The organism is Pseudarthrobacter phenanthrenivorans (genome assembly GCF_036455295.1).
GTDB classification, from domain to species: Bacteria; Actinomycetota; Actinomycetes; order Actinomycetales; family Micrococcaceae; genus Arthrobacter; species Arthrobacter phenanthrenivorans_C.
Genome location: NZ_JAYXNX010000029.1, coordinates 1 through 22,982, shown reverse-complemented (window position 1 = coordinate 22,982; position 22,982 = coordinate 1). Strand labels below are relative to the sequence as shown.

The following is a 22,982-nucleotide window of genomic DNA, read 5'->3' as shown; positions in this document are numbered from 1 at the left end:
AAAGACCACGCAACAGACGCCAAAGACAACATCCAAAACACCTAGGACCCGTCACCGCCGAAATGCAAGGCAACAGTTCTGTTCGACAGGCCGGCACCGCCCTCTGCGGGGCCGGCCTGTCCGCTTCGCTCCCTGATTGAGAGGACGCCCCATGGCCACTCACGATGATTCCGAGACCAGCACCGCCAAGGCGGCCCAGGCTCCGGCACCCGACGACGCAAGGAAGCCCGGCAGCCCCAGGGACCTCTACAAGCCGTCCTGGAAGTACATCACCAAGAAGACCTTGCGCGAGTTCAGCAAGGACCAGTGCCCGGACCTGGCTGCAGGACTGACGTATTACGCGGTCCTTTCCCTGTTTCCCGCGCTGCTGGCGCTGGTTTCCCTGTTGGGCCTTTTTGGGGATCCGCAGAAGACCACCAATGCCCTGCTGGAAATCGTTCGCGGTTTTGCTCCGGCAGAGACTGTCAACACGATCAGCGGCCCCATTTCGGAATTGACCAGCGCACCCGCGGCCGGGTTCACCCTGGTCATCGGCCTGGTCACCGCCCTCTGGTCCGCATCGGGCTACGTCGGCGGTTTTGGCCGTGCGATGAACCGCATTTATGAAGTGGATGAAGGCCGCCCGTTCGTGAAGCTGCGCAGCACCATGCTGGCCGTCACCCTCCTTGCGGTGGTCATCGTGGCACTGCTGGCCGGCATGCTGGTCCTCAGCGGCCCGGTTTCCGAGGCAGTGGGCGGCCTGATCGGTCTCAGCGGCGCCTTCCTCGCCGTCTGGAACATCGCGAAATGGCCGGTCATGGTCATCCTGATCATTGCCATCATTGCGGTCCTCTACTACGCGACGCCCAACGTGAAGCAGCCCAAATTCCGGTGGATGAGCATGGGATCGGGCATCGCCCTGGTGGTCTTCCTGGTCGCTTCGCTGGCTTTCGGCTTCTACGTTGGCAACTTTGGAAACTACAACAAGACCTACGGCGCCCTGGGCAGCGTGATCATCATGCTGCTGTGGCTCTGGATCCTGAACATGTCGCTGCTGTTCGGCGCCGAGTTCGACGCCGAGGTGGAGCGGGGACGCGAGCTCCAGGCCGGGATCAAGGCGGAGGAAACCATCCAACTGCCGCCGCGCGATACCAAGAAGAGCGAAAAGCTGCAGCAGCAGATTGAGGACGACATCAAGCACGGACGTGAACTCCGTGAGAAGTACGCCGCCGAAAACGACCAGAAGGGCCGGGACGGTTCAGACGCGGGCCAGGACGGGCAGGAGGGCCAGCGTCCCGGTGAAAGCCACCGCGACCGGATCCGTGAAAAGGTACAGCACCGTGCCGGCACCGCAGAGTCCGACGGCGGCCCCCGCGGCGGGAGCTCATAGCCGCGCCCACAGGTTCCGTGCTGAGGGGCCTGGAGAGGGAGTATCAGAAGGACTAGGCAGGACCTTCAAGATGGAGGAAAATTCATCTTGAAGGTCCTGTTGAGGTTTCCCGGGCAATGCTTTCCCGGGGCTACGCGGGGTCGGCGGTGAGATGGCCTCTTCTGAGACCGAGGCCAGTCCCCCCAGTCGCCGTCGGCCCCCTTCAAACTTTTCCCTCCGGCGGACCGCAACTGGACAAAGCGCAGAGAACTGCAATACTTTCTTGAATACCTCGCCGGGATCCTTGTGGAGACCGGCAGGTCCGCTGAAGCAGACGGCGGCATCACGGTCAACCCTTATGAGCGGACATGCCTGCTACCCATTTTGAACAGTTTCTTGCCGAAGCAGTTGTCGCTGACAGGGAGCCCGGACTGGGGCTCGGACGCGATGAGCTTTACGGCCTTTATACGAGCTGGTGCCTTCTGCACAAGGCTGAACTCCAGCCGCCGGCCGCCCTGTGGGAGGCCATGCAGGACGCCGGAATCAACCCGGACAGCAATAATCTCTCCATGACCGGTCCAGCCGCGGCGGACTACATCGTTGCGAGTGCTCCGGACCTGGTGTGACAATCCCCCACGTGGCCTTCCCTGAAGCAGGCCGCCCCCGGGATCCGGGAACCTTCGCCAGGGACTACGACTGAGGGAAAGGGCTGTTGCCGAGAGGCAGCAGCCCTTTCGCATACCTGTACGCGGCGCCGCCCGGACTGTGCCGCAGGACCGGGCCGCTACGCCTCTGCCAGCGCCAGGAGGTAGGCGGCGAAGCCGCGGGGGGCCCGTCCTGCTGTCCTTCCGGACGTGATGACCCGGGTGGTGTCGGTGGCAACAACGGCCGCACCACTGCTGCGGAGCCGGTCCACCAGCGTGCGGTCCTCATCAAATTCGACGGCGGGAAAGCCACCGGCAGCAAGGTATGAGGAGGCACGGACGCCAAGGTTGGCGCCGTAGACATGGGGATGGTCCTCAATCCAGGCGTGCCGGGCGTGCCACCGGCCCAGAAGCTGCTGGTGCATGCCGTGGGCGTCGGGCTGCACGGTGCCAAGGACAACGTCGGCGCCCTTTGCCGCCAGGTCCAGTTGCCGCACCAGCCAGTCCTCGGGGACGCAGGAATCGGCGTCACTGTTGGCCACCCATACGGACTCCATAGGATCTGCCACCCGCAGGTCGTTGCCCGCCTTGGCCAGGGCAGCACCCACACCTGCCTGGCGGCTCTTGCCCACACTCCGGAATTCGACCGGCAGCACCGCCCACGCCGGGTTCCCGGCAGCAAATCCTCGGGCTATGGACGGGGTCCGGTCGGTGCAGCTGTCCAGGACCACCACCACCTGGACTTTCATCCCGGGAACGTGAAGCGAGGCCTTGTCCACCGCGGCACTGACCGCCGTGAGTGCGCGTTCAAGGTGCTGTTCCTCGTTGTGGGCGGGAATGACTACCGCCACCTGCCCAATGGCAACGGCACCACCAGCAGAACCGGCCGACGCAAACGTTGCTTCGTCCCCATTGAATGCCACTTCTGTCACCCCGCCGACCCGCGGCCCGGGGCTGCGAGGACTTCCAGTACAAAGTCGCGTTCCTGGTAGATCCCGGCCGTCCGCCAGCCCAGCCGTTGCCGGCCCAGCGCGTGGACGGTATCGCCGTCGAGCTCCCAGCCGGTGATGGGATGCCGCCAATGGCACAACAGCAGGGTCCCGCCGGGTAGCAGGGAGGCTTCCACCCGGTCCCACAGCTGCGACAGCTCCTCCTTGGAGAGGTAGTACCCCACTTCGGAAACCACCACAAGGTCAAAGGTGCCACCGGGCCATGATCCCGGCAGGACGCGCTGCTCTACCTGCACTCCGGGCCAGCCATCCAGCAGCTGACGTGCCCGGTGGACTGCGGTTCCGCTGGCGTCCACCGCCAAAAGGCTGCGGCACCGCGGGGCCAGTTCCACCGTCAACGTCCCGATGGAACAGCCCACCTCGAGGGCCCGTTCGTAGGATTTTTCCGGGAGGGCGGCAAGTGTCAGTGCGCGTTTCCGCTGCTCGTACCAACTGCCCGAGTAGTTCCACGGATCCGCGGCTCCGTTATGGACACCGTCAAAGACCGATTCGGCATCAGCGCTGGAATACGGGCGCTTGGATGCCTCCGGCGCAGGCGTCCAGGCAAAGACCTCATAGCTCCGCGAGAAGTGCGCCAGGAACTCCGGGCTGAGCAGTGCTTCGTCCCCGGGAAGCGGGGACAAGGGCCGCACCTGCGTTGCGTGTTCTGACATCGCCAGCTTCTTGGCGGCGCGGGCCGGCCCATCCAGGCGGAAACGGACCCACGGCCGCCAGTCGTGGTCCCGGGGCGTGGCCCAATGCCAAAACCAGATGGGGTACTCCAGCAGTGCGTGACCGTCCTGGCGGGCAACGTCCGCGGCTGCCGCGCCGAGGGCCTCGTGGTCCCCGTGCCCGTCGGCCCGGTACGGCGCCACGAGGGCCACCGTGTCCGGGTCACCGGACAGGCGTTGGACAGCGTCCCGGACAGCCCGGGTAATGGCTTCTGAATGGCCGGCAAGCCCGCGGTCCGGCAAACCGATGAACGTCCAGCAGTCCTCCAGGCCCAGCGCGGCCAGGGCCGCGCCGAACTCTTTAAGCCGGATCCCGGCCAGCTGCTCCGGGGCAGCGGTGGGCGAGTCCGGGTGCGACCCCTCCCCCGCCGTGCAGAGCAGGACTTCCACCCTGGCTCCCAGCGCTACCAGCGATGCCATAAGCCCACCGGCGCCCAGGGTTTCGTCGTCCGGATGCGCTGCGAGGACCACGAACCGCATGGCAGCCAGTTCGGCGGCTGCCAGCGGCAGTTCAGAGGCCACCGCCAGGCCGCTGCGGGTCCAGGCGGCCTCGCCCGTTCCCGGGTCCGTATGCGAGAAGGTCACCATGGACTGTCCGCCTTGAAGGCGAGCCGGCCCAGTTGGGCATCATCCCGTGCGCCGTGATGCTGCCGGACGTACAGGGCCAGGTCAGCCATCCTCTTGGCGTACGGTTCGTCGAAGGCAAGAGGGCCGGGGCCCCGGTTGGAGCCCACCAATTGGAGGACACGCTCGACGGCGGCGGCAACAGTGCCACGGACACGCTGGGCTTCGCTCCAGGTACTGGGGCCCGCCCCGCCGCCCAGGCTGCCATCGTCTATTCGCGCTGCGGTACGCGCCAGGTACTGCAATGCCGCCGTGAGGGTCCGGTCCACCTCTCCGATGGCGGCGAAGGCAACCTGGTCCGGCTCCCGTCCCGAATCGGCCCCCGCCAGCAGGCCATTGCGGAAGTCCCGGGCCACGCCCACGGCACCTCCCAGCCAGCAGGCCGCAACCCCCATTCCGCCCCAGGCGAAGCCCGGACGGCTGTGGTACCAGCCCGGCGTGCCCACGGGAGTGGCCGGGACCTGGTGGAAGTCCACCTTTCCACTGGGTATCTCCCTGAGCCCTCGTGCGATCCATTCCGGTTCCTCGCATGCCACGCCGGGGTGGCGGAGATCGACTTCGAAAGCCGCCCTGCCGTCGTCGTCTGTGTGGGCCGTGATGACCGCACTGTCCAAACTTCCTGCGAGGGAACACCAGGGCTTGGACCCGTCCAGGACGATCCCATCCCCGGCCTGGTGCGCCTCAAGCTTTGCTCCCGGCGCCTCTGCGGCAAAGACACCCCAGGTGCCGGCGCGCGGCGCGTCCGACCTACGGTTGCCGGAGGCCTGGTCCGCCTGCGCGAGAATGGCGACGGCGTCCAGATGCGGTTCCAGGACACGGGCCGCGGCCACATCTGCGGCAGCCACGGAAGCCAACAGCTCCCACAAAACCACTGTCCGGCCCTCACCTGGACGGGGCCACGCCTGTCCGGCCTCGACCGCCAGGGCCAGCATGGCAGGGACGTTGCCTGCTGCGGCGGCGAACGAGTCCAGCAGCGGGCCCCATGGGGACAGGTCTGCGCGGGTGGAGCCCATGAGCACAGGAACATGTTCCGCAGGCAAGAAATCCCCCCTTTGAGATGTCCGGCGGGGCGCCGGGCATTTACACAGCTTACTTACTGTTGCGCCGGAAGGATGCGGGCAAGCGCAAAACCGTCCCAGCCTTTCGATCCCACCGTCTGGATCACGGTGGCATCGAGCCGCGGATGGTCCCCGAGAAGCTTGAGGGCATCAATGATCCCCTGCGCATTAGCGGGGTCCATGGCCGGGTCCAGGACTGCCCCCTCCCAGATGGCGTTGTCCAGGACCACCACGGCACCCGGCCTGCCGAGCCTGACGGCCCAGTCAAGGTAGCGGCTGTTGTTCTGTTTGTCGGCGTCTATGAAGATGAAGTCGAAGGGTTCCCGCTCTTCTTCCTCGAGGGCCGCCAGCGTTTCCAGGGCAGGGCCCAGGCGGATCTCCACCCGCTCGCCCAGGCCGGCGGCGTCAATGTTGGCCCACGCCACCTCCGCGTGCTGGGGCAGGTATTCGCAGGTAACCAGTTTGCCGCTGCGCGGAAGGCCGCGGCCCATCCAGATAGTGCTGTAGCCGGCAAGCGTTCCGATCTCCAGAATCCGGTGCGCGCCGGAGATCTGGACCAGGAGTTTCAGGAGCTTTCCCGCATTAGGCGCCACTTCAATGGCCGGCATTCCCGCTTCAGCAGCAGTTCGGATGGCCTGCTGGACCGCCGCGTCCGGGTGCACCACGGTGCCGGACAGGAACTCCTCAACGGCAATCCACTCCGGGCGGGGCTTGTGCTCGAACATGGCCACAGTTTGGCACGCAGCCCTGCAGCGGTCCAGATACTTTTGCCCCTTCAGGCAGGCTTAGGCAGGCAGGCCTAGGGCTCCTGCGCCAGCGCGTTTTCCAGGCGGTCCACTTTGGCCGTCAGCTCACCTGTGTATCCGGGCCTGATGTCCGCTTTGATGACCAGCGAAACGCGGCTGCCGTACCGCCCCACAGCCTCCGTGGCGCGCTTAACGACGTCGAACACCTCGTCCCATTCACCCTCGATGGTGGTGAACATGGAATCCGTCTGGTTGGGCAGGCCCGACTCCCGGACGATCTTCACCGCGGCGGCAACGGCGTCGTGCACTGATGCATCGTTGGGCCGGGAGCCTTCGGCGGGAACGCCAGAGGGAGCAACAGAAAATGCAAGCAACATGCCCCCAGTCTCCCATGCTGTCCGTCGCCGCCACAGGCCGGACAACGGCCTGCCGCCGTCACATAAGCGCCTACCCCGCAGTAACCATGGTGGCCGGAGGCTCCGTTGCTACCCTTTTGGGCATGAGCCTCGCAGTCGCCCGAAAGCCCCTCCGTGCAGACGCAGCGCGAAACGTGGACAAGATCATCACGGCGGCGCGCCAGTGCTTCCGGGAGTTCGGCCCGGACGTACCGCTCCAGACCATCGCCACCACTGCCGGCGTTGGACCCGCAACCCTCTTCCGGAACTTCGCGGACAAGGAGGAACTGGTACTCGCTGCGCTCAACCGGCAGCTCCGGCTCACCGTGGACCCGGTAATGGACGGAGCACTTGCCGATATTGACGCCGCCGCCGGGCTGCTGCGCGTCATGGAAGCCCTGATGGCGGCTGCCAGCGACGACGCCAACCTGCTGTGTGCTGTGGCAGGACGGCGTGAACTCCTCACCGGAATCACGGGCTCGCTCATGGAATCCATCAGTGTCCTGCTGGCCCGGGGCCAGGGCCAGGGAAGCCTGCGCACGGATATCTCGATGACGGACATGTTCCGGCTGCTGGCCATGCTGATCGGCGTGGTGGACACCATGGAGCCAGGCTCTGACGCGTGGCGGCGCCCGCTTGCCTTGGTTGAGGACGCCATCCGCACCTCCCGCCCGTCGCGGCCCCTGCCTATCCTGGTACCCGTCCCGGCCGCCGCAGGAGCCGCCGCCGTGGTCCCCCTGGAGCCCGGGGCGCAAGGGAATTAGGACTGCTCCACCGTGGTGTATCCCGGCACCGCTGCCTGGCACTGGATCATTGTTAGCAGCGGGTGGGTGCAATACACTCTAGCTTGGGGTTAGGCAGCCAGCCTCGGTACTTCCAGCTGGAGCGACCCCATGAAGCCATTGGTGCCCTTCCGCCGTTCGACGGACGCAGTGCGATGACCCATTCAAAGCTTCTCCACTACCTCAGCGATCCGCGAGGGCCGGAGGAAATCCTGCCCACGCTGGCAAACGGGGAACTCGTCGAACTCCTTGACGCCCTCTACCAGAATCTCGACACCCCCGAGCCCGAGTTTGGCGCGCAGGTCTGGTACGAGATGGGCGTGGAAGAAACCTGCCGGAGGGCCGTCTCCCCCGGTGGTACCGCGCACGGCGTGGCCTAGCTACTGACATCCAGGTGGGGCGCCGGGAGGGGCGCCGGCGTCCAGGCGACGCACCACCAGAACCCCTGACGGCCGGTCACTGCTGCCCGGCCGCCAGGATTCCCCTCGCTGAGGATGCTGCCGTCCCAGCATCCTCCGCTCCCAGGGCCCTTCCCCGCTTGGACCCTTCCCGGCAGTCCTGCGTTACTCGGCGTCGCCGTGTTCGGGCCCGCGGCCACCTTCCGGCCCCGGCCCGGCGTCCAGGTGTTCGGCGTGCCCGTCCCCGTGTTCGGCATGCCCCTGTTCGTGATGCTCATGGAACTCATTGGGCACATGGCGTTTCGCCTCCATGAGGTGCTGCTGGAGTTTCTCCTCGGCGTCACGGCGCCGGCGGGCGGTGTCCCGCAATTCCCGGGTTGATTCGGAGCCACGGGGATCCAGATATGCGGGCCGCAGTTTTCCGGTCTGCTCTGCCGCGGGCACTCCAGCGGCCCGTTCCTCTGAAGCGTTCCTTTCGGCGTCCTCGGTTCCGTGGCCGTCCTGCGGCTCAACAGGCCGTGACTGGTCGTCCATCTCGATTCCTCCTCTGGTGGCCGCCTGGATGTGGGCTGCCTCTCCTCCAGTGCACCATATTTGGTACGTCGAATGGTGGCCCCGTCAGGCGTTGCCTTCCTCTTTCCTCCTGCGGAGTTCCTGGCGTACCAGGGCCTGGAGGGCTGGAACGGACGACGTCGGATCAAGGTCGAGTGCCTCACGGAGCCTTGATGAAAGGAATTCCAAGTCCTCTTCCGGTACGTCCGAAAGGCTGGGAAAGCGCTTGAAGAAGCGTTTGGCCGGGAGGCCTGCACGCCGTCGGGCGTTCTTTTGGCGGGGTCTGCCCGCCAAGCCTCCCGCCTGATGCAGCTGATTTTCCATGGTTGCCGTTTCATTGCAAATGCCATGGCCAACTGCATAAGCCGATCTCATAGTACAACCGGCACCACGCCAGCAAAGTGACCTGGATCACCAATTTGTGCGAACCTGTTGTTTCAGCCCCAGCCCATCAGCCTCAGCAGGGCCGCAGTGCCGGCTCCGGCGATGACCACCATCAGGAAGGGCGCCCTCAGCACCAGGGCGATGGCGGCAGCTGCCAGCGCCCCCAGCCTGGCGTCGGCGGCCAGCGCGTGGCCGGACACCACAGCGTTCACCACGGTCAAGGATGCAAGCAGGCCGATGGTCATGGTCCCGGCAACGCGCGATGTGCGCGGGTCTTCGAGGAATCTGGCAGGAACGAAATAGCCCACCAGCTTCCATGCGTAGGCAAGCACGCACGCCGTCAACAGCCATATCCACAAGCTCATGCCCCGGCCCCCGGATCCGTGCCTTCCGCGCGCGCAACGCCGGGGGGCACGCTGCCGTTGTTCTGGTGGCGGCCGGCGTGGTGTCCGCCGTATGGCTCGACGTCGGGTTCCAGGCCTTCGTCGCGGCGGCCGTGGCTGAACCAGCCCACAAGTGCAGCCACGACGGCGGCCACCAGGATGGGTACGCCCGGTGGCACGAACGGAACCGCGATGACGGTGGCCACGGCACAGGCCACGGCAATGGCGATCGGTTCCCGGCCCTTGAGGCGGGGCCAGAGCAAGGCCAGGAAGGCAGCGACTGCGGCGCCGTCGAGCCCCCACTGTTTGGGGTCGCCCAGGCCGCTTCCCGCAAGCGCCCCCACGGCCGTGAACAGGTTCCAGAGCACGTAGACGCCAACACCGGCTGCCCAAAAACCCCGCCGTTGCTCGGCAGGATCTGTCTGGCCCGTGCTGGTGGCCGTCGATTCATCAATGGTCAGCTGCGCACCGACGTACTTGCGCCAACCGGTGGGCCGCAGCAGTGCGTTCAGCTGCATCCCGTAGATGCCGTTACGCATTCCCAGGAGGGTTGCCGCGCTCATGGCTGCGATGCCCGAGCCGCCTCCTGCCACCACGCCGATGAATGCAAACTGCGAACCGCCGCTGAAAAGGAGCAGGCTCAGGGCCATGGTCTGCCAGAAGTTGAGTCCCGACGTCACCGCGAGGGCCCCGAACGACACCCCGTACAGGCCGGTGGCGATACTGATGGAGATGCCCACCCTGACCGCCGGCGAAGCCAGCAGTTTCACGGCCGGCTTCCGGGTGCGCGTTTGCGGAGTGCGCTTTTCCGCAGTCTCCAGGCCCACAGGATCAGGGGCGCCTGCAGGGGAAGCCGCGCCGTGTGGATTTTCCGCCGCAGGGGTGTGCCCGCGGGCCCGTATGCCCGGACCAGGGCGTCGACGTGGCCGGCCACGAAGGCGGTGAACATCGCCGTGAGGGCAGTGGCTGTCAGCTTCCGCGTGGGCGGAAGCAGGATTCCGACGGCGGCGGCCAGCTCCAGCAGCCCGCTGACGGCGATCCACTCATCCCGGGACAGGACGGCCAGCGGATGCGCTGGCCTGCCCTTGTCCCCCTGGTCCGTTCCGGGTTCCGGATCCCGGCGGCAGAGGTACCCGGGGACAACGTCGCGGTAAAACGCGGGATCCCTGAAATGCTTGCCGGCGCTGGCCACCAGGAGGGCTGCCATCGCGGCGGCGGACAGGGTTTGAACCGGGAAGCTGTTCAGGGACAGGCCCGGAATGGGCCGGCCCGGGCCGGACCAGGGAGAAGACATGGAACCACTCAATCACAGCCTGCACAAGGCCCGGAAACCCGCACGGGCGTTGGCTGCCTGGCACTTCAGTTCCAGGCTGGTGCGGAGCTTCCGTACGGGGGCGGCGGTGACAGGTAGTCCAGCGGCAGCCCCGAGTCGAGCAGAGGCGGCCCAACGTAGCGGAGCTCTCCGTAGCTGCTGTCCACGAGCCTGTAGTCCGGCGCCGGCAGCTGGGCCGGACTGCCTGTATTCCCTGGCACGTCATTGGGCACGCTGTTGGACAGGGCGAAGAGCTCCTCAGCGGTCCGGGCCAGCGACAGACGGGCCGCGGCACCGCCCCCTGTCTCCCGCCGCCGTTCGAGGAGGCGGACGGCCGCGGCAGCCACTCCGTACCCTGTGGCATGATCCAGGGCCTGGACCGGAAGGGCACCCGGGCGCCATCCGCCGTCGTCGTTCTCCGTGCCGTAAAGGTGCGCTATCCCGCTGGCCGCCTGGACGATGCTGTCGAAGCCGCGCAGGCCGCTCCAGGGCCCGGCCCTTCCCCAGCCATTGAGGGTGACCACCACCAGCCGGGGGTGCGTTCCCAGCAGTTCGCCGGGGCTGAGCCCAAACCGGTCCAGGGCACCGCTCCGGTAGCCGGTGACCACCAGGTCGGCGCCGGCCAGCAGTTGCCTGAGCCGCTGCTGGTTTTCCGGCTCCGTGAGATCCGCTTCCACGCTGCGCTTGCCGAAGGCGGTGTCCACGAACTGGGCCTGGATTTCGGGGAAGGCCGGCGGGTCGATCCGCAGGACGTCCGCTCCGAGTGCAGCCAGCAGCCGGGTGGCCACCGGCCCTGCGATGACCCGGGTCAGGTCCAGTACCCGCACGCCCTTGAGGGGCAGGCCATCCGGCCTGCCGTCCTGGCCGGGGGCAGTGGCCGTTGCCGCCAGTTCCTGCAGTTCGAGACCGGAAGCTGTCCCGTCGGCGTGCTCCACGGCAATCCAAGGGCCCGAACCCGCCGCGCGTCCCATATCGGAAGCCAGCCATTGGGCGCGAGTCTGGACGGCTGCGGCGATCCCGCCGTGGGCCTGGATCGCGGCCTCAGCCTCCAGTGCTGCCATGGATCCAAGCCGCTGGGCGGCCCCTTCTGCGGAAGTCGCACCGAGCGCCTCCAGCAGCCGCTGCTCATGGTGCGGGTAGTTGGCGTGGAGCCGGATCCACCCGTCTTGGGTGCGCCAAAAACCGGACAGGGGCGCAAAACCCTGGGGTTTGCGCCCGGCGATCCGGAGGTGTCCGAAAGAGTCGAAGGAAGCGGCCGCCAGGGCGGGGGTGGTACTGAACCGGCCAGGCGTCCCGCAGTACAGATTCAACGCTTCAGCGGCGGCTCCCACGGATTGCAGGGCGAGGCCTTCGACGTCGAGCTTTCCCGCCCACCATCCACCCGGGAGAGGGCCGGCCCCAGCGTTCACGTCCGCCGCTACTTTCCCTGCGGTGAGGAGACGCGAAGCTGGTCCAGGACCCGGGCCGGTACGTTGGTGGTGATTTCCTGGATTCCCATTTCCAGGCAGAGCCCCACATCCTCCGGCGAATCCACCGTCCACACCCTGAAGCGGCGGCCGGAGTCCAACCAGCGGCGGACCGTCTCCGGACGCTCGCGGACGTAATCGATTCCGGGGCCCGCAATGCCCACCTCGCGGTCATCCAGGATCCGTTCGCCCTCCAGCTGCGTGGCCTTCATCAGGTTGGCGATGGCACCACCGGTGATCGGGCCCACGCCCAGGCCGCCGCGGATCTCGTGGATGGTGAGATCGTCCACCAGCTGGCAGATGTACTGCGGCGGTACGGAATTGAGCAGGTGGCGGACAGAATCCGGGCTGAAGCTCATGAACGTCACGGCGATGTTGTCCACCGTGGAGCTTTGCGGATCCCAGCCTTCGCTGCGGAGCAGCTCAAGCACCCGGTCCTCCAGTTTGAGCTGGTACGGGCTGGGATGCTTGAGCTCGATGGCCAGTTTCACGGAACGGCCCGCTCCCCGGAGGATGTCCAGCAGCTCGGGAAGGGTGAGGAGCTGTTCGGACCGCGCTCCGTAGGTTTCGGGAATGCGGACGCCTTTCCAGGACGAGAAATCCAGCTGCCGCAGTTCCTCCAGCGTCCGTTCGGCCACCGGCCCGGTCCCGTCCGAGGTGCGGTCCAGGTTGGCGTCGTGGAGCAGGACCACGTGCTGGTCCCGGGTCAGGTGGACATCGCATTCCACCCCGTCCGCCCCGTCGGCAAGGGCCTGCAGGTAGGCGGCGCGGGTGTGTTCGGCGTAGGCGCCGCTGGAACCGCGGTGGGCAAAGACCAACGGGCGCTGCTGCAGTGACTCGTCAGTTGTCATGCTCACACGGTAGCCGACCCGCCCCGGCCTTCGGGGCTAGGCTTGGCACATGCAGGTGAACTCTGAGGCAACTACTGGGCCAACCACGCAGGAACCACCCGCCGAAGCAGCGCAGCAGGCGGGGCCCGGCACTGGGACGCCGCCCGCCGTCGTGAGCCGCCAGCCTGGTGCCGGGGATGCCGAAAAAGCGGCAGCGCTGCGGAAGATGAAGCTGCTGGCGCTGAGCCTCCTGATTGCCATGGCCGTGATTTTTGTCTTCGCGTTCGCGCTGCAGAAGGACTATCCGGGGCTGCAGTATGTGCGCGCTGCCGCCGAGGGTGGCATGGTGGGTGCGCTGGCCGACTGGTTCGCCGTGACGGCGCTGTTCAAGTATCCAATGGGCATCAGGATCCCCCACACCGCGATCATTCCCCGCCGGAAGGACCAGATCGGGGCGTCCCTGGGCGAGTTTGTGGAAACCAACTTCCTCTCCGAACAGGTAGTCCAGGACAAGCTGGCCAGCGTTAACATCGCCCGGCGGGCCGGTGAGTGGCTCTCCGCGCCCGGCGGCGCTGACCGGGTGGCCAAGGAAGGTGCCGCAGTGATCCGGGGCGCGTTCAAGGTCTTGAATGACGACGACGTCCAGGCCGTCATTGAGGGCATGGTCCGCAAGCACCTGCTCACCCCGCCGTGGGGACCTCCCGTTGGGCGGCTCGCCGAGCGGATCTTCCACGACGGGCACCACCACACCCTGGTGGACCTGCTGGTGGACCGTGCGGCGGACTGGGTGGATGACAACCATGAGACCGTGACACGGCTGGTGTCCGACCGCTCCCCCACCTGGGTTCCGCAGTTCGTGGACGGGCTGGTGGGTGACAAGGTGTACCTCGAGATCCTCAAGTTCGTGCGGGCCGTCCAGGCCGACCCCCGCCACCAGGTTCGCCAGTCGATCGACAAGTACCTCAACGACCTCGCCCAGGACCTGCAGCACGATCCGGCGATGATTGCCCGGGCAGAAGACATCAAGGCGCAGGTGCTGGGCGATCCAGAGGTCCGCGAACTGGCATCCCGGACCTGGGGCACCGTCAAGAACGCACTGCTGGGCGCCGTGGACGATCCGCACAGCGAACTCACCATCAAGTTCAAGGCGGCGGTCCGCGATTTCGGGTCCCGGCTCGTGCAGGACCCTGAACTGGCCGGCAAGGTCAACGCCTGGATCGGCGACGCCGCGGGCTATCTGGTGCGGACCTACCGCTCGGACATCGCCGGAGTCATCACGGACACGGTGGCGCGCTGGGATGCCGAGGAGACGTCGCAGAAGATCGAGCTCCAGGTGGGCAAGGACCTCCAGTTCATCCGCATCAACGGCACCGTGGTGGGTTCCCTCGCCGGGCTGGCGATTTTCACGGTGGCGCAGCTGCTTTTTGGGTAGGTTCCAAGGCTTTCTTCGCCGATAGTTACTAACGACCCGCAGGTTGCCTTTCGCGCCTGGTATTTGGGGGTGGAAGGGAACCTGCGCGGCGAATAGACGTACGACGGCGGCGGGCGGCTATTTGGGCTTCGGCGCCGTTGGTTCTGCGTGGGCCGGGCGCCCAACGATCCCCCAGCCACGATCCCCTCGTCTGCCCGGTCNGATAGTTACTAACGACCCGCAGGTTGCCTTTCGCGCCTGGTATTTGGGGGTGGAAGGGAACCTGCGCGGCGAATAGACGTACGACGGCGGCGGGCGGCTATTTGGGCTTCGGCGCCGTTGGTTCTGCGTGGGCCGGGCGCCCAACGATCCCCCAGCCACGATCCCCTCGTCTGCCCGGTCTGAATGTCAGTGGGTGGTTGGATGATGTGGGTATGGGAATCAGCGGTGGTTTTGGGGCGGTGCTGGAGGGTGTTCATGCCTCTGTCGCTGCCCTTGATGCACTGGTTCTTGAGGACCGGAATCTCGAACATCCTGCGCTGAGTGCTGCGGCGGGAGACATCGACGTGCTGCAGCGGCGGTATGAGTTGTGTCTGGGGCGGTTGGAGGTTGTTGCCCGCCTTGAAGCGCAGCTCGCGGCCGTGAAAGCGCAGGACGCGGCGGAGTGCATGGGGTTGCAGCAGGCCATGACCGCGCCGGATGCCTCCGTGCAGGACCGCACCTACGCGGAGATGTCCACTGTGGAGGAGATCGCCGGGGTCCTGACCGTCAGTTCCGCGGCAGCGGGGGCGTTGGTGGACCAGTCCCGGCGGGTCTGTTCCCTGCCACTGGTGCTTGAGGCGCTGTCCACCGGTGCCATGTCCTGGCAGCACGCCCGCGTCATTGCGGACGAAACCGAGGGCCTCGACGCCGCTGGGGCTGCTGCGTTGGTGGCTCATTTCTTCGACCCCGACGCCCCCACTCCCACCCGGGGCGCAGCCCCCGGTGAGCTTGTCCCGTCACGGTTCCGCGCGAAAGTCCGTGCCTGGCGGGAACGCCACCACCCAGACTCCATCGGGAAACGCCACGCCAAAGGTGTGGCGGACCGGCGGATGGAATACACCCCGGACCGGGACGGCATGGCCTGGCTCTCCCTCTACCTCCCCGGGGACACCGCCTGCGCCATCTGGAACCGCACCACCGCCACAGCCCGGGGCCTCCAAGACCCGGCGGAGGACAGAACACTGACCCAACTCCGCCCCGACATCGCAGCATCCCTCCTGCTCGGAACCGGAACCGCCACCGGCACAGCCGCCGCAGACACGGAGGGAAGTGCGGAAATCGGGAAAGTACCCACCCCGCGGGCCGATGTCCTGGTCACCGTGCCCGTCTTCTCCCTCCTCGGCCTCACCGACGAACCCGCCACCCTGGACGGCTTCGGACCCATCCCGGCCTCCATGGCCCGGAAACTCGTCGCGGACGGGGCAGAGTCGTTCTACCGGGTCCTGACCGACCCCCGCGACGGGGCACCCCTGGAAATCGGACGGACAAACTACCGCCTCACCGAAACCATCAAACGCTGGATCCGGATGCGCGACACCAAATGCACCTTCCCCGGCTGCACCAACCACACCCCCGACAACGACACCGACCACCTGCACGCCTGGGACCACGGCGGCACCACGAACGTCAGCAACCTCACCCAGCTCTGCCCCAAACACCACCGGCTCAAACACCACAGCACCTGGACACCGGATCCAGCCACCACGAAACACCCACCCGGCTGGACCTCACCCACCGGACGCCACTACCAACCCGAACACCACGACCCCCAACCACCGCACTGGCCGCAATGGCTCCTGCCCGCTGGACTGTAGTATCCGCAGGCCCAGGGCCCCGATGCCGGACGTCCGGACGCTACCTGCAACGACGTGCCCTGCCTCAATATCCACTGTCCCGAAGCAGGCCTGGCAGACCTCCCGCCCTGGGAACCCGACGACAGATTCGTCGACCTCGACGACATCCCACCCGACGACCCACTCTGGGACGAATTCCTCGCAGCATCATTCGCCACGCGGGGGTGATTCCACCCGCCCGTGATTCCTCGTGGCGGGGATTCATAGGGCAGCAGCCGGTGAGGTGATTCAGCGGTCAGCCGTGTTCGCCCTGGTTCCGTGTTCGTCCTGGCAGGCGATCTTCCTGCCGGGCGATGTTCCTGCCGGTGATTGTCGCGGGCGGGTGATCTTCCTGGGCGGGTGGTTAGTTCCGGCCGAAATATGTCCCTAGGCGAAGGCGGCCAGCTCCACGCCGGCGGCCTCAAGACCTTCCCGAACCCGGGCAGCCATCTCCAGGGCGCCGGGGCTGCCGCCCTGCAGACGCAGGGAATCCGGTCGTATGGCAACCACCGATCCGTCCAGGGCGACCACTTCGCCTTGCGTCGCCAGGCGGACGGCGCGCTCAACCACCAGGTCGACGTCGTCCAAGACCGCGTTCTCATCCGTCAGCGGTACCAGGCTGCCGTCGGCGAGGTAGGCGCGGTCGGCGAAAGCCTCGATGAACACGGGGTGTCCCGCTTCTTTGGCCTGGTTGATGAGCTCAGAGCCCGGGAAGCCCAGGATGGGAAGGTCCGGATCGTAGGCATTCACGGCCGCAACCACGGCGGAGGCCTGCTCGGCGTCGTCGATCAGCGCATCGTAGAGGGCAGCGTGCGGCTTCACGTAGTCCACCGAGACACCCACTGCGTGCGCAACGCCGTCGAGCGCCCCCAACTGGTAAAGCACGTCACCGAACAGTTCGTCGAAGCTCATCCCCAGCGGGCGACGGCCGTAGCCAGCGAGATCGCGGTAGCCAATGTGCGCCCCGACGGTGACGTCCAGTTCGTACGCCGCCCGGCAACTGTCCAGCATGGTGACGGGGTCTCCGGCGTGGAATCCACAGGCCACGTTGGCACTGGTGACCAGCTGGAACATCGCGGGGTCCCCTCCCGCGGTCCAGGAACCGAAGGATTGGCCTACGTCAGCGTTGAGATCCAAGTATGTTGCCTTCCAGCGTCAGGTTGTCCGGCCTGGCAGCTGCTGTCAGCTCCCCGGGAATGGTGTCCGGCATTGGCCCAAACGCCTCCCTGGCGTTCTTGGCCACCGCACGGCCCATCACGAGGTTACCGGCTCCGCCCACTACCGCACCTATGCCGAACGGGAGGGCCCTGCCGAACAGGGCTGTGCCCTGTCGCTTGAGCAAATTCTTGAGGAAGGCCTGCTGGATCCTCTTCCGCACACTGCCGAAACCCGGACCCACCATGGACTTGGACAGCACATTGCTCCACGTGTTGGTGGCGCTCTCGGACGCCTGGCCGCTGAGCGTACCGAGCAGGGCGGTGCCCTCCTCGCCAAGCATGATCGCCATGACCATGGTGCCGGCCTTCTCAGGGTTGGTGAGGCGGACGCCATGGAGTTCTGCCAAGGACGTGGCATACAGCGCCGTTGCTTCCAGGAAACCAACGGTGGCGGCCGCGGAAAGCCCCAGCGACGCGACAGTTCCCACGCCGGGAACGACGGCGGTTGCGCCCACCACGGCACCTCCGCCGGCAACAGCCCGCAGGTAGTCGCGCTCCGCGATGTCGGCCAACTGGGCGGCGGTGGCGCGTGGATGCTTCTTCTGGAGCCGCCGGATATAGGCAATCACCAGGGGCCGCTGGATCTGCACCGCCTTCAAAAGCATGTTGTGGACGCCGGGCTTGGGCTTACCGTCGGAGTCGAACATTGCGCTGTGGGCGGTTTCCTGTGCGATGCGGAGTGCGGGGTTGCTGCGCCGGGCCATGGTCACCTTCATTCAAATCGACCTGCAGCGGGTAGGCTGCCGTGCTCTTTCCATCCTATGTGGATAAACACTAAGCATGCTTAACTTTTAGGTCCGGGCGGTGCCGCATCCTTGGGCTGTGGCAGGCCGCCACAGCCCAAGGAGGGATGGTCAGCGCAGGACCACGGTCCGGTTTCCTGAAAGGATCACGCGGCCCTCGGCGTGCCAGCGCACGGCATTGGTGAGCGCCCGGCACTCGGCGTCCTTGCCCACCCGCACCAGATCCTCCGGCAGGTAGGTGTGGTCCACCTCTATGACCTGCTGGGAAATAATCGGCCCCTCGTCGAGCTCGGAGTTGACGTAGTGCGCGGTGGCACCCACCGTCTTCACGCCCCGCTCGTACGCCTGGTGGTAGGGTTTGGCACCTTTGAAACTGGGCAGGAAGGAGTGGTGGATGTTGATTGCCCGGCCGTCCAGCTTCCGGGTCAGGTCGTCGCTGAGCACCTGCATGTACCGGGCCAGCACCACCAGTTCCACGCCATAGGTATCCACCAGTTCAAGCAGCCGCGCCTCAGCCTCCAGCTTGGTGTCCGGGCTGACCGGGATGCGGTGGAACGGGACGCCGTGCCACTCCGCAAGGCCGGAGGCATCCGGATGATTGGAGACCACCGCGGCAATTTCCACCGGCAGGTCGCCGTCCCGGGCCCGGACCAGCAGGTCGTTCAGGCAGTGGCCGTACTTGGACACCATCACCAGGATCCGCTGCCGGCGGTTGCGCGGCTCAAGCCGCCACTGCATCCCCCACTCCCCCGCAACCGGACCAAACCGCTCACGCAGCAACCCGGCGTCGGACTCTTCCCGTGAGGTGAAGTGCACGCGCATGAAGAACTCGCCGGACGCCTTGTCGCCAAACTGTTTGATATCCATGATGTAGCACTCCTGGGAAAGGAGGAACCCGGCCACGGACTGGACGATGCCGAGCGCGTCCCGGCACGTGAACGTGAGGATGAACTCCGTGGCAAGCGCGGGGGCGCCACTGGCGGGATACCCGGCAGCCAGAGTGGCCGGCAGGACCGCGGCCGTACCAGCCGCCGTCATTTCCTGGCCTGCTCAACCTCGCCGGTGGATGCTTCCGCCGTTGCGCGCCCGGCCGCCACCTCGTCATTGCGCAGCTCCGCGCGGAAGACCTCAAAGCGGGCCAGGTGGGCGGGGCGGCGGCGCAGGACGGCCCATGCCACGCCCAGGATGACGAACCAGATGGGTGTCACCAGCAGGGCTACGAAGGTATCCGGCTGGGTGGTCAGGGCCCACAGGACGAAGGCGAAGAACGCGTAGACAATCCATACTGCGGGGATGCCGCCGGGCATCTTGAACTTGGACGCCGCATGCAGGTGAGGGCGGCGGCGCCGGAACGCGATGTAGCTGGCCAGGATGATCGACCAGACGAAGACGAAACAGACGGCGGACACGGTGGTCACCATTTCGAAGGCCATGCCGACATCCTGGCCGGCGTACATGAGGACGACGCCGGAGAGCAACAGGACGCAGGACAGGAACAGAGCGTTGCTGGGCACCTTCCTCGAGGACAGGCGGCTGAAGATGCCCGGGGCGTCACCTTCCTGTGCCAGGCCGAAGACCATGCGCGAGGTGGAGTAGATGCCGGAGTTGGCGGAGGACATGGCCGAGGTGAGGACCACCAAGTTGACCACCGTGGCCGCGGCGCCGAGGCCGGCCAGGGAGAACATTCCGATGAAGGGGCTGTGGCCCGCGGCGAACTGGGTCCATGGGGTGACGGCCATCAGAATGACCAGTGCGCCTACGTAGAAGAGCAGAACGCGGACGGGGATCGCGTTGATGGCCCTGGGCAGGGTGCGTTCCGGGTTCTTGGCCTCGGCGGCGGTGGTTCCCACCAGTTCGATGCCGACGAAAGCGAACACTGCGATCTGGAATCCGGCCACGAAGCCCATGAACTCATTGGGGAAGAACCCGCCGTGGCTCCACAGGTTGGTGAAGCTTGCAGTGCCGGCATCGCTCTGGAAACCGGTGAAGATCATGAAGAGGCCCACGATGATCAGCGCAGCGATGGCGATGATCTTGATGAGGGCGAACCAGAATTCGGTCTCGCCGAAGGCCTTGACGGTGGCGAGGTTCAGCAGGAGCAGGATGGCCACGGTAGCCAGGCCCGGGATCCACAGCGGCAGCGCCGGCCAGAGTTCGCGGGAGTAGCCGGCGATGGCAATGACATCCGCGATGCCGGTGATCACCCAGCAGAACCAGTACGTCCACCCGGTGAAGAAGCCGGCCCACGGTCCCAGGAGGTCGGCGGCGAAGTCGCTGAAGGACTTGTAGTTGAGGTTGCTCAACAGCAGCTCGCCCATGGCGCGCATGACGAAGAAGAGCATGAACCCGATGATCATGTACACGAAGATCACGGACGGGCCCGCCGCGGAGATGGTCTTCCCGGAACCCATGAACAGGCCCGTTCCAATCGCGCCACCAATTGCGATGAGCTGGATGTGCCGGTTGGTGAGCTGCCGCTCCAGATGCGGCGGCTCGCTGCGGGATGCTGTGGTGGGGGCGCTGTTTGTTGGTTCGCCGTTGGACGTAGGTGGATGAATCGCCATGAGGAACTCCATCGATAAAGCGGCATTTGGGTACCGCAAAGATTTGGTTCCTCCCCGCTCTGTAGTGAACCTGAGAGTTTCCGCAGCCCAGCTGCTTGCACCGTCGGTGAGCCAGGAACTGGCTGCTTTCCAGAGTTGCCTGTCCGCGGCGGTACGGGGGCCTGAGAGTTTCCTGGGGAGGATTTGCTCCTACGGCGCCTGCTGAATGTACCGGCAGGGCTCTCCCGCCGCAGGTCGAAGGCGTATTCAGTTAGGTTGCGTTCAGCGGCCGCGCCCCGCCGGGGCAACGCTGCCGCGGGCTGCTCCGAATACGCAGAGCCAGCCGGACACGGCGCCGATCACCGGATCAGTGTGGTGCTGGTCACGATCGAATGTCAAACCCCACATGTCGGCCTGCCGCAACGTAGCGCCCCAACAAAGGGTCCCGGCCGGGGCGTGGCCGCCAAATTTGTTTTCCCTTCAACGAACCTGTACCGTGTGAGCCGAATCACCCACATTTGAATAAGCCTTTCGAGCTGTGACGGGAGAGTCCTCCCGGCATCCACCGGGCAGGCGCCGTAGGAGCAAATCCTCCCCAGGAATCTCTCAGGCCCCCGTACCGTCATGGCGAGGCGACTCTGGAAAGCAACCGGGTTCGTGCCCGGTTCACCGACGGTGCAAGCGACCCCCTGCCAACAGCAGGCCACGCGGAATCTCTCAGGTCCAATACAGAGCGGGGAGGAACCCATCCCATGCCGAGCCGCCCAGGCCGGCCAGAACTGGAGTTCCTCATGACGATTCAGTCGCTTCCAACATCCTTCGTCGACCGCCATATCGGCGCGCGCCGGCAGGCCGACGTCGACACCATGCTCAAGGCTGTGGGCTACGACAGCGTGGACGGCCTCGTGGACGTTGCCGTGCCTTCCTCCATCCGCCAGGAAACGGCCCTCCGCCTGACCGGCGCCCTAAGTGAGGTTGAGGTCCTCGCCGAGCTGCGCCGCATCGCCGGCAGGAACAAGACCGCGGTGCAGATGATTGGCCAGGGCTACTACGACACCGTGACCCCGCCCGTGATCCGCCGCAACATCCTTGAATCGCCGGCCTGGTACACCGCCTACACCCCGTACCAGCCTGAGATTTCCCAGGGCAGGCTTGAGGCCCTGCTGAACTTCCAGACCATGGTGCAGGACCTCACGGCCCTCCCCGTGGCCAACGCATCGCTCCTGGACGAGGCCACCGCCGTGGCTGAGTCCGTGCTCCTGATGCGCAGGGCCAACAAGAACAAGGATGCCAAGGACGGCAAGACCGTCCTCGACGCGGATTGCCTGCCGCAGACCATCGCCATTGTGCAGGGCCGCGCCGAGGCGCTGGGCTTTGAGGTGGAGGTCGCCGACCTGTCCAAGGGCCTGCCGGAGGGTGATATTAACGGCATCGTGCTGCAGCAGCCGGGCGCTTCCGGCCGGGTCTGGGACCAGTCCGCCGTCATTGCCTCGGCCAAGGAGCGCGGGGCGCTGGTGACCGTTGCCGCGGACCTGCTGGCCCTGACCCTCATCACCCCTCCGGGTGAGCAAGGGGCGGATATCGCCGTCGGCTCCACCCAGCGCCTTGGCGTGCCGTTGTTCTTTGGGGGACCGCACGCCGCCTACATGGCCGTCCAGAAGGGCATGGAGCGCACCCTTCCAGGCCGCATCGTCGGCGTCTCCAAGGACAACGCCGGCGCACCTGCGTACCGTCTGGCCCTGCAGACCCGCGAACAGCACATCCGCCGCGAGAAGGCCACGTCCAACATCTGCACAGCCCAGGCGCTGCTGGCCATCGTGTCGTCTTTCTACGCGGTCTATCACGGCCCCGACGGACTGAAGGCGATCGCGGAAGCCGCGCACCACAAGGCCAGGATCCTGGCCACCGCCCTCACCGCCATGGGCCGGGAGCTGGCCAGCGACTCGTTCTTCGACACGCTGACCGTCCGCGTTCCGGGCAAGGCCGCCAAGGTGATCACTGCAGCGGAGGCGCGCGGCATCAACCTGCGCTTCATCGACCAGGACACGGTAGGCGTCTCCATCGATGAGACGACGACGGCGGCAACACTGTCCGCCGTCGCCGTCGCCTTTGGTGCAGGTCCGGTGGGCGACGCCGAAGGCTTCGAGCTGCCTGAATCAGTGCTGCGCACCTCCGGCTACCTGGAGCACCCGGTGTTCAACACGCACCGGTCCGAGACCCAGCTGCTGCGCTACATCCGGAAGCTGTCCGACCGTGACCTTGCGCTGGACCGGACCATGATCCCGCTGGGTTCCTGCACCATGAAGCTGAACGCCACGGCCGAGATGGAAGCCATTTCCTGGCCGGAGTTCGCCTCCATCCACCCGTTCGCCCCGGACTCACAGACCGAAGGCTGGCGCGAACTCATCGGTGGTCTTGAATCGGGCCTCGCCGAGATCACGGGCTACGACCAGGTGTCCATCCAGCCCAACGCAGGCTCCCAGGGCGAACTCGCCGGGCTGCTGGCGATCCGCGGCTACCACCACTCCCGCGGCGACCAGCAGCGCAACGTC

Annotated in this window: 21 protein-coding genes, 1 pseudogene and 3 riboswitches; of the genes and pseudogenes, 7 read left to right on the top strand and 15 right to left on the bottom strand. The window is 66.3% G+C overall.

All coding sequences use genetic code 11. From position 1 onward, the window contains the following. Positions 1-151 precede the first annotated feature (151 nt). Together VXJ37_RS20815 and VXJ37_RS20810 are read left to right on the top strand one after the other, a co-directional pair. Positions 152-1,369: a YihY/virulence factor BrkB family protein gene (locus VXJ37_RS20815; RefSeq protein WP_331324900.1), complete on the top strand. Its 1,218-nt coding sequence runs from the start codon at positions 152-154 to the stop codon at positions 1,367-1,369. A 347-nt stretch (positions 1,370-1,716) separates the two neighbouring features. Next, entirely contained in the window at positions 1,717-1,974 is a 258-nt protein-coding gene (locus VXJ37_RS20810) for a hypothetical protein (protein ID WP_331324899.1), read from the top strand. A gap of 158 nt (positions 1,975-2,132) precedes the next feature. On the opposite strand, the gene VXJ37_RS20805 is transcribed toward VXJ37_RS20810, so the two are convergent. From VXJ37_RS20805 to VXJ37_RS20785, 5 genes are all read right to left on the bottom strand, one after another. Next, positions 2,133-2,915 carry a glycosyltransferase gene (locus VXJ37_RS20805; protein ID WP_331324898.1) on the bottom strand — a complete coding sequence of 261 codons (783 nt, stop codon included), beginning with the start codon at positions 2,913-2,915 and terminating at the stop codon, positions 2,133-2,135. 5 nt (positions 2,916-2,920) lie between these two features. Further along, positions 2,921-4,300: a bifunctional PIG-L family deacetylase/class I SAM-dependent methyltransferase gene (locus tag VXJ37_RS20800; protein WP_331324897.1), complete on the bottom strand. Its 1,380-nt coding sequence runs from the start codon at positions 4,298-4,300 to the stop codon at positions 2,921-2,923. After that, on the bottom strand, positions 4,294-5,349 hold the full coding sequence (locus tag VXJ37_RS20795; protein ID WP_331324903.1) for a hypothetical protein: 1,056 nt from the start codon (positions 5,347-5,349) through the stop codon (positions 4,294-4,296). The genes VXJ37_RS20800 and VXJ37_RS20795 overlap by 7 nt, the downstream gene beginning before the upstream one ends. Positions 5,350-5,429: 80 nt before the next feature. Further along, positions 5,430-6,119 carry an O-methyltransferase gene (locus VXJ37_RS20790; RefSeq protein ID WP_331324896.1) on the bottom strand — a complete coding sequence of 230 codons (690 nt, stop codon included), beginning with the start codon at positions 6,117-6,119 and terminating at the stop codon, positions 5,430-5,432. A gap of 74 nt (positions 6,120-6,193) precedes the next feature. Beyond that, on the bottom strand, positions 6,194-6,517 hold the full coding sequence (locus tag VXJ37_RS20785; RefSeq protein ID WP_331324895.1) for a thiamine-binding protein: 324 nt from the start codon (positions 6,515-6,517) through the stop codon (positions 6,194-6,196). A gap of 122 nt (positions 6,518-6,639) precedes the next feature. On the opposite strand from VXJ37_RS20785, the gene VXJ37_RS20780 reads away from it, so the two are divergent. Together VXJ37_RS20780 and VXJ37_RS20775 are read left to right on the top strand one after the other, a co-directional pair. Beyond that, a complete protein-coding gene (locus tag VXJ37_RS20780) occupies positions 6,640-7,299 on the top strand; it encodes a TetR/AcrR family transcriptional regulator (protein WP_331324894.1) in 660 nt (219 codons plus the stop codon). 173 nt (positions 7,300-7,472) lie between these two features. After that, positions 7,473-7,697, top strand: coding sequence for a hypothetical protein (locus tag VXJ37_RS20775; protein ID WP_331324893.1), 225 nt, complete (start codon positions 7,473-7,475; stop codon positions 7,695-7,697). A 183-nt stretch (positions 7,698-7,880) separates the two neighbouring features. Here the strand turns inward: VXJ37_RS20775 and VXJ37_RS20770 are convergent, their stop codons facing one another. The 6 genes from VXJ37_RS20770 to VXJ37_RS20745 all read right to left on the bottom strand — a co-directional run bounded on the left by VXJ37_RS20770 (position 7,881) and on the right by VXJ37_RS20745 (position 12,663). Further along, entirely contained in the window at positions 7,881-8,249 is a 369-nt protein-coding gene (locus VXJ37_RS20770) for a hypothetical protein (protein WP_331324892.1), read from the bottom strand. 455 nt (positions 8,250-8,704) lie between these two features. Beyond that, on the bottom strand, positions 8,705-9,016 hold the full coding sequence (locus VXJ37_RS20765; protein WP_331324891.1) for an AzlD domain-containing protein: 312 nt from the start codon (positions 9,014-9,016) through the stop codon (positions 8,705-8,707). Continuing rightward, on the bottom strand, positions 9,013-9,804 hold the full coding sequence (locus VXJ37_RS20760; protein WP_331324890.1) for an AzlC family ABC transporter permease: 792 nt from the start codon (positions 9,802-9,804) through the stop codon (positions 9,013-9,015). The genes VXJ37_RS20765 and VXJ37_RS20760 overlap by 4 nt, the downstream gene beginning before the upstream one ends. After that, complete coding sequence (locus tag VXJ37_RS20755; RefSeq protein ID WP_331324902.1) at positions 9,801-10,241, bottom strand: DoxX family protein; 441 nt, start codon at positions 10,239-10,241, stop codon at positions 9,801-9,803. The genes VXJ37_RS20760 and VXJ37_RS20755 overlap by 4 nt, the downstream gene beginning before the upstream one ends. A 152-nt stretch (positions 10,242-10,393) precedes the next feature. Beyond that, a complete protein-coding gene (locus VXJ37_RS20750) occupies positions 10,394-11,755 on the bottom strand; it encodes a CoA transferase (protein WP_331324889.1) in 1,362 nt (453 codons plus the stop codon). An 8-nt stretch (positions 11,756-11,763) separates the two neighbouring features. Then, on the bottom strand, positions 11,764-12,663 hold the full coding sequence (locus VXJ37_RS20745) for a glycerophosphodiester phosphodiesterase (protein WP_331324888.1): 900 nt from the start codon (positions 12,661-12,663) through the stop codon (positions 11,764-11,766). Between the two features lie 205 nt (positions 12,664-12,868). On the opposite strand from VXJ37_RS20745, the gene VXJ37_RS20740 reads away from it, so the two are divergent. Next, positions 12,869-14,074, top strand: a complete 1,206-nt coding sequence (locus VXJ37_RS20740) for a DUF445 domain-containing protein (RefSeq protein WP_440589839.1) — start codon at positions 12,869-12,871, stop codon at positions 14,072-14,074. Between the two features lie 413 nt (positions 14,075-14,487). After that, positions 14,488-15,909, top strand: coding sequence for an HNH endonuclease signature motif containing protein (locus VXJ37_RS20735; RefSeq protein ID WP_331324886.1), 1,422 nt, complete (start codon positions 14,488-14,490; stop codon positions 15,907-15,909). 405 nt (positions 15,910-16,314) lie between these two features. On the opposite strand, the gene VXJ37_RS20730 is transcribed toward VXJ37_RS20735, so the two are convergent. From VXJ37_RS20730 to cycA, 4 genes are all read right to left on the bottom strand, one after another. After that, positions 16,315-17,064: a LamB/YcsF family protein gene (locus tag VXJ37_RS20730; RefSeq protein WP_331324885.1), complete on the bottom strand. Its 750-nt coding sequence runs from the start codon at positions 17,062-17,064 to the stop codon at positions 16,315-16,317. After that, the gene (locus VXJ37_RS20725; RefSeq protein ID WP_331324901.1) at positions 17,048-17,848 is read right to left on the bottom strand and encodes a hypothetical protein; all 801 of its coding nucleotides are present in this window, start codon (positions 17,846-17,848) and stop codon (positions 17,048-17,050) included. Before VXJ37_RS20725 ends, VXJ37_RS20730 begins: the two co-directional genes overlap by 17 nt. Before the next feature lie 150 nt (positions 17,849-17,998). Then, positions 17,999-18,925 (bottom strand): formyltetrahydrofolate deformylase, encoded by a 927-nt coding sequence (purU, locus tag VXJ37_RS20720; RefSeq protein ID WP_331324884.1) that lies wholly within the window; start codon positions 18,923-18,925, stop codon positions 17,999-18,001. After that, on the bottom strand, positions 18,922-20,451 hold the full coding sequence (gene cycA, locus VXJ37_RS20715; RefSeq protein ID WP_331324883.1) for a D-serine/D-alanine/glycine transporter: 1,530 nt from the start codon (positions 20,449-20,451) through the stop codon (positions 18,922-18,924). The genes purU and cycA overlap by 4 nt, the downstream gene beginning before the upstream one ends. 49 nt (positions 20,452-20,500) lie before the next feature. Continuing rightward, positions 20,501-20,590: riboswitch (glycine riboswitch) on the bottom strand. Continuing rightward, positions 20,591-20,688, bottom strand: a riboswitch (glycine riboswitch). It lies immediately after the preceding riboswitch. A 274-nt stretch (positions 20,689-20,962) separates the two neighbouring features. Continuing rightward, a riboswitch (glycine riboswitch) is annotated at positions 20,963-21,062 on the top strand. Between the two features lie 159 nt (positions 21,063-21,221). On the opposite strand from cycA, the pseudogene VXJ37_RS20710 reads away from it, so the two are divergent. Further along, positions 21,222-22,982, top strand: a pseudogene (locus tag VXJ37_RS20710) (glycine dehydrogenase (aminomethyl-transferring)); the annotation flags it as partial.

What these genes read in the sequence shown, in the direction of transcription:
- VXJ37_RS20770 (WP_331324892.1), bottom strand. Translation starts at nt 8,249, where the DNA reads ATGGACGACCAGTCACGGCCTGTTGAGCCGCAGGACGGCCACGGAACC.
- VXJ37_RS20740 (WP_440589839.1), top strand. Translation starts at nt 12,869, where the DNA reads ATGAAGCTGCTGGCGCTGAGCCTCCTGATTGCCATGGCCGTGATTTTT.
- VXJ37_RS20725 (WP_331324901.1), bottom strand. Translation starts at nt 17,848, where the DNA reads ATGGCCCGGCGCAGCAACCCCGCACTCCGCATCGCACAGGAAACCGCC.
- VXJ37_RS20780 (WP_331324894.1), top strand. Translation starts at nt 6,640, where the DNA reads ATGAGCCTCGCAGTCGCCCGAAAGCCCCTCCGTGCAGACGCAGCGCGA.
- VXJ37_RS20815 (WP_331324900.1), top strand. Translation starts at nt 152, where the DNA reads ATGGCCACTCACGATGATTCCGAGACCAGCACCGCCAAGGCGGCCCAG.
- cycA (WP_331324883.1), bottom strand. Translation starts at nt 20,451, where the DNA reads ATGGCGATTCATCCACCTACGTCCAACGGCGAACCAACAAACAGCGCC.
- VXJ37_RS20785 (WP_331324895.1), bottom strand. Translation starts at nt 6,517, where the DNA reads ATGTTGCTTGCATTTTCTGTTGCTCCCTCTGGCGTTCCCGCCGAAGGC.
- VXJ37_RS20810 (WP_331324899.1), top strand. Translation starts at nt 1,717, where the DNA reads ATGCCTGCTACCCATTTTGAACAGTTTCTTGCCGAAGCAGTTGTCGCT.
- VXJ37_RS20775 (WP_331324893.1), top strand. Translation starts at nt 7,473, where the DNA reads ATGACCCATTCAAAGCTTCTCCACTACCTCAGCGATCCGCGAGGGCCG.
- VXJ37_RS20795 (WP_331324903.1), bottom strand. Translation starts at nt 5,349, where the DNA reads ATGGGCTCCACCCGCGCAGACCTGTCCCCATGGGGCCCGCTGCTGGAC.
- VXJ37_RS20765 (WP_331324891.1), bottom strand. Translation starts at nt 9,016, where the DNA reads ATGAGCTTGTGGATATGGCTGTTGACGGCGTGCGTGCTTGCCTACGCA.
- VXJ37_RS20745 (WP_331324888.1), bottom strand. Translation starts at nt 12,663, where the DNA reads ATGACAACTGACGAGTCACTGCAGCAGCGCCCGTTGGTCTTTGCCCAC.
- VXJ37_RS20755 (WP_331324902.1), bottom strand. Translation starts at nt 10,241, where the DNA reads ATGGCAGCCCTCCTGGTGGCCAGCGCCGGCAAGCATTTCAGGGATCCC.
- VXJ37_RS20800 (WP_331324897.1), bottom strand. Translation starts at nt 4,300, where the DNA reads ATGGTGACCTTCTCGCATACGGACCCGGGAACGGGCGAGGCCGCCTGG.
- purU (WP_331324884.1), bottom strand. Translation starts at nt 18,925, where the DNA reads ATGACGGCGGCTGGTACGGCCGCGGTCCTGCCGGCCACTCTGGCTGCC.
- VXJ37_RS20735 (WP_331324886.1), top strand. Translation starts at nt 14,488, where the DNA reads ATGGGAATCAGCGGTGGTTTTGGGGCGGTGCTGGAGGGTGTTCATGCC.
- VXJ37_RS20790 (WP_331324896.1), bottom strand. Translation starts at nt 6,119, where the DNA reads ATGTTCGAGCACAAGCCCCGCCCGGAGTGGATTGCCGTTGAGGAGTTC.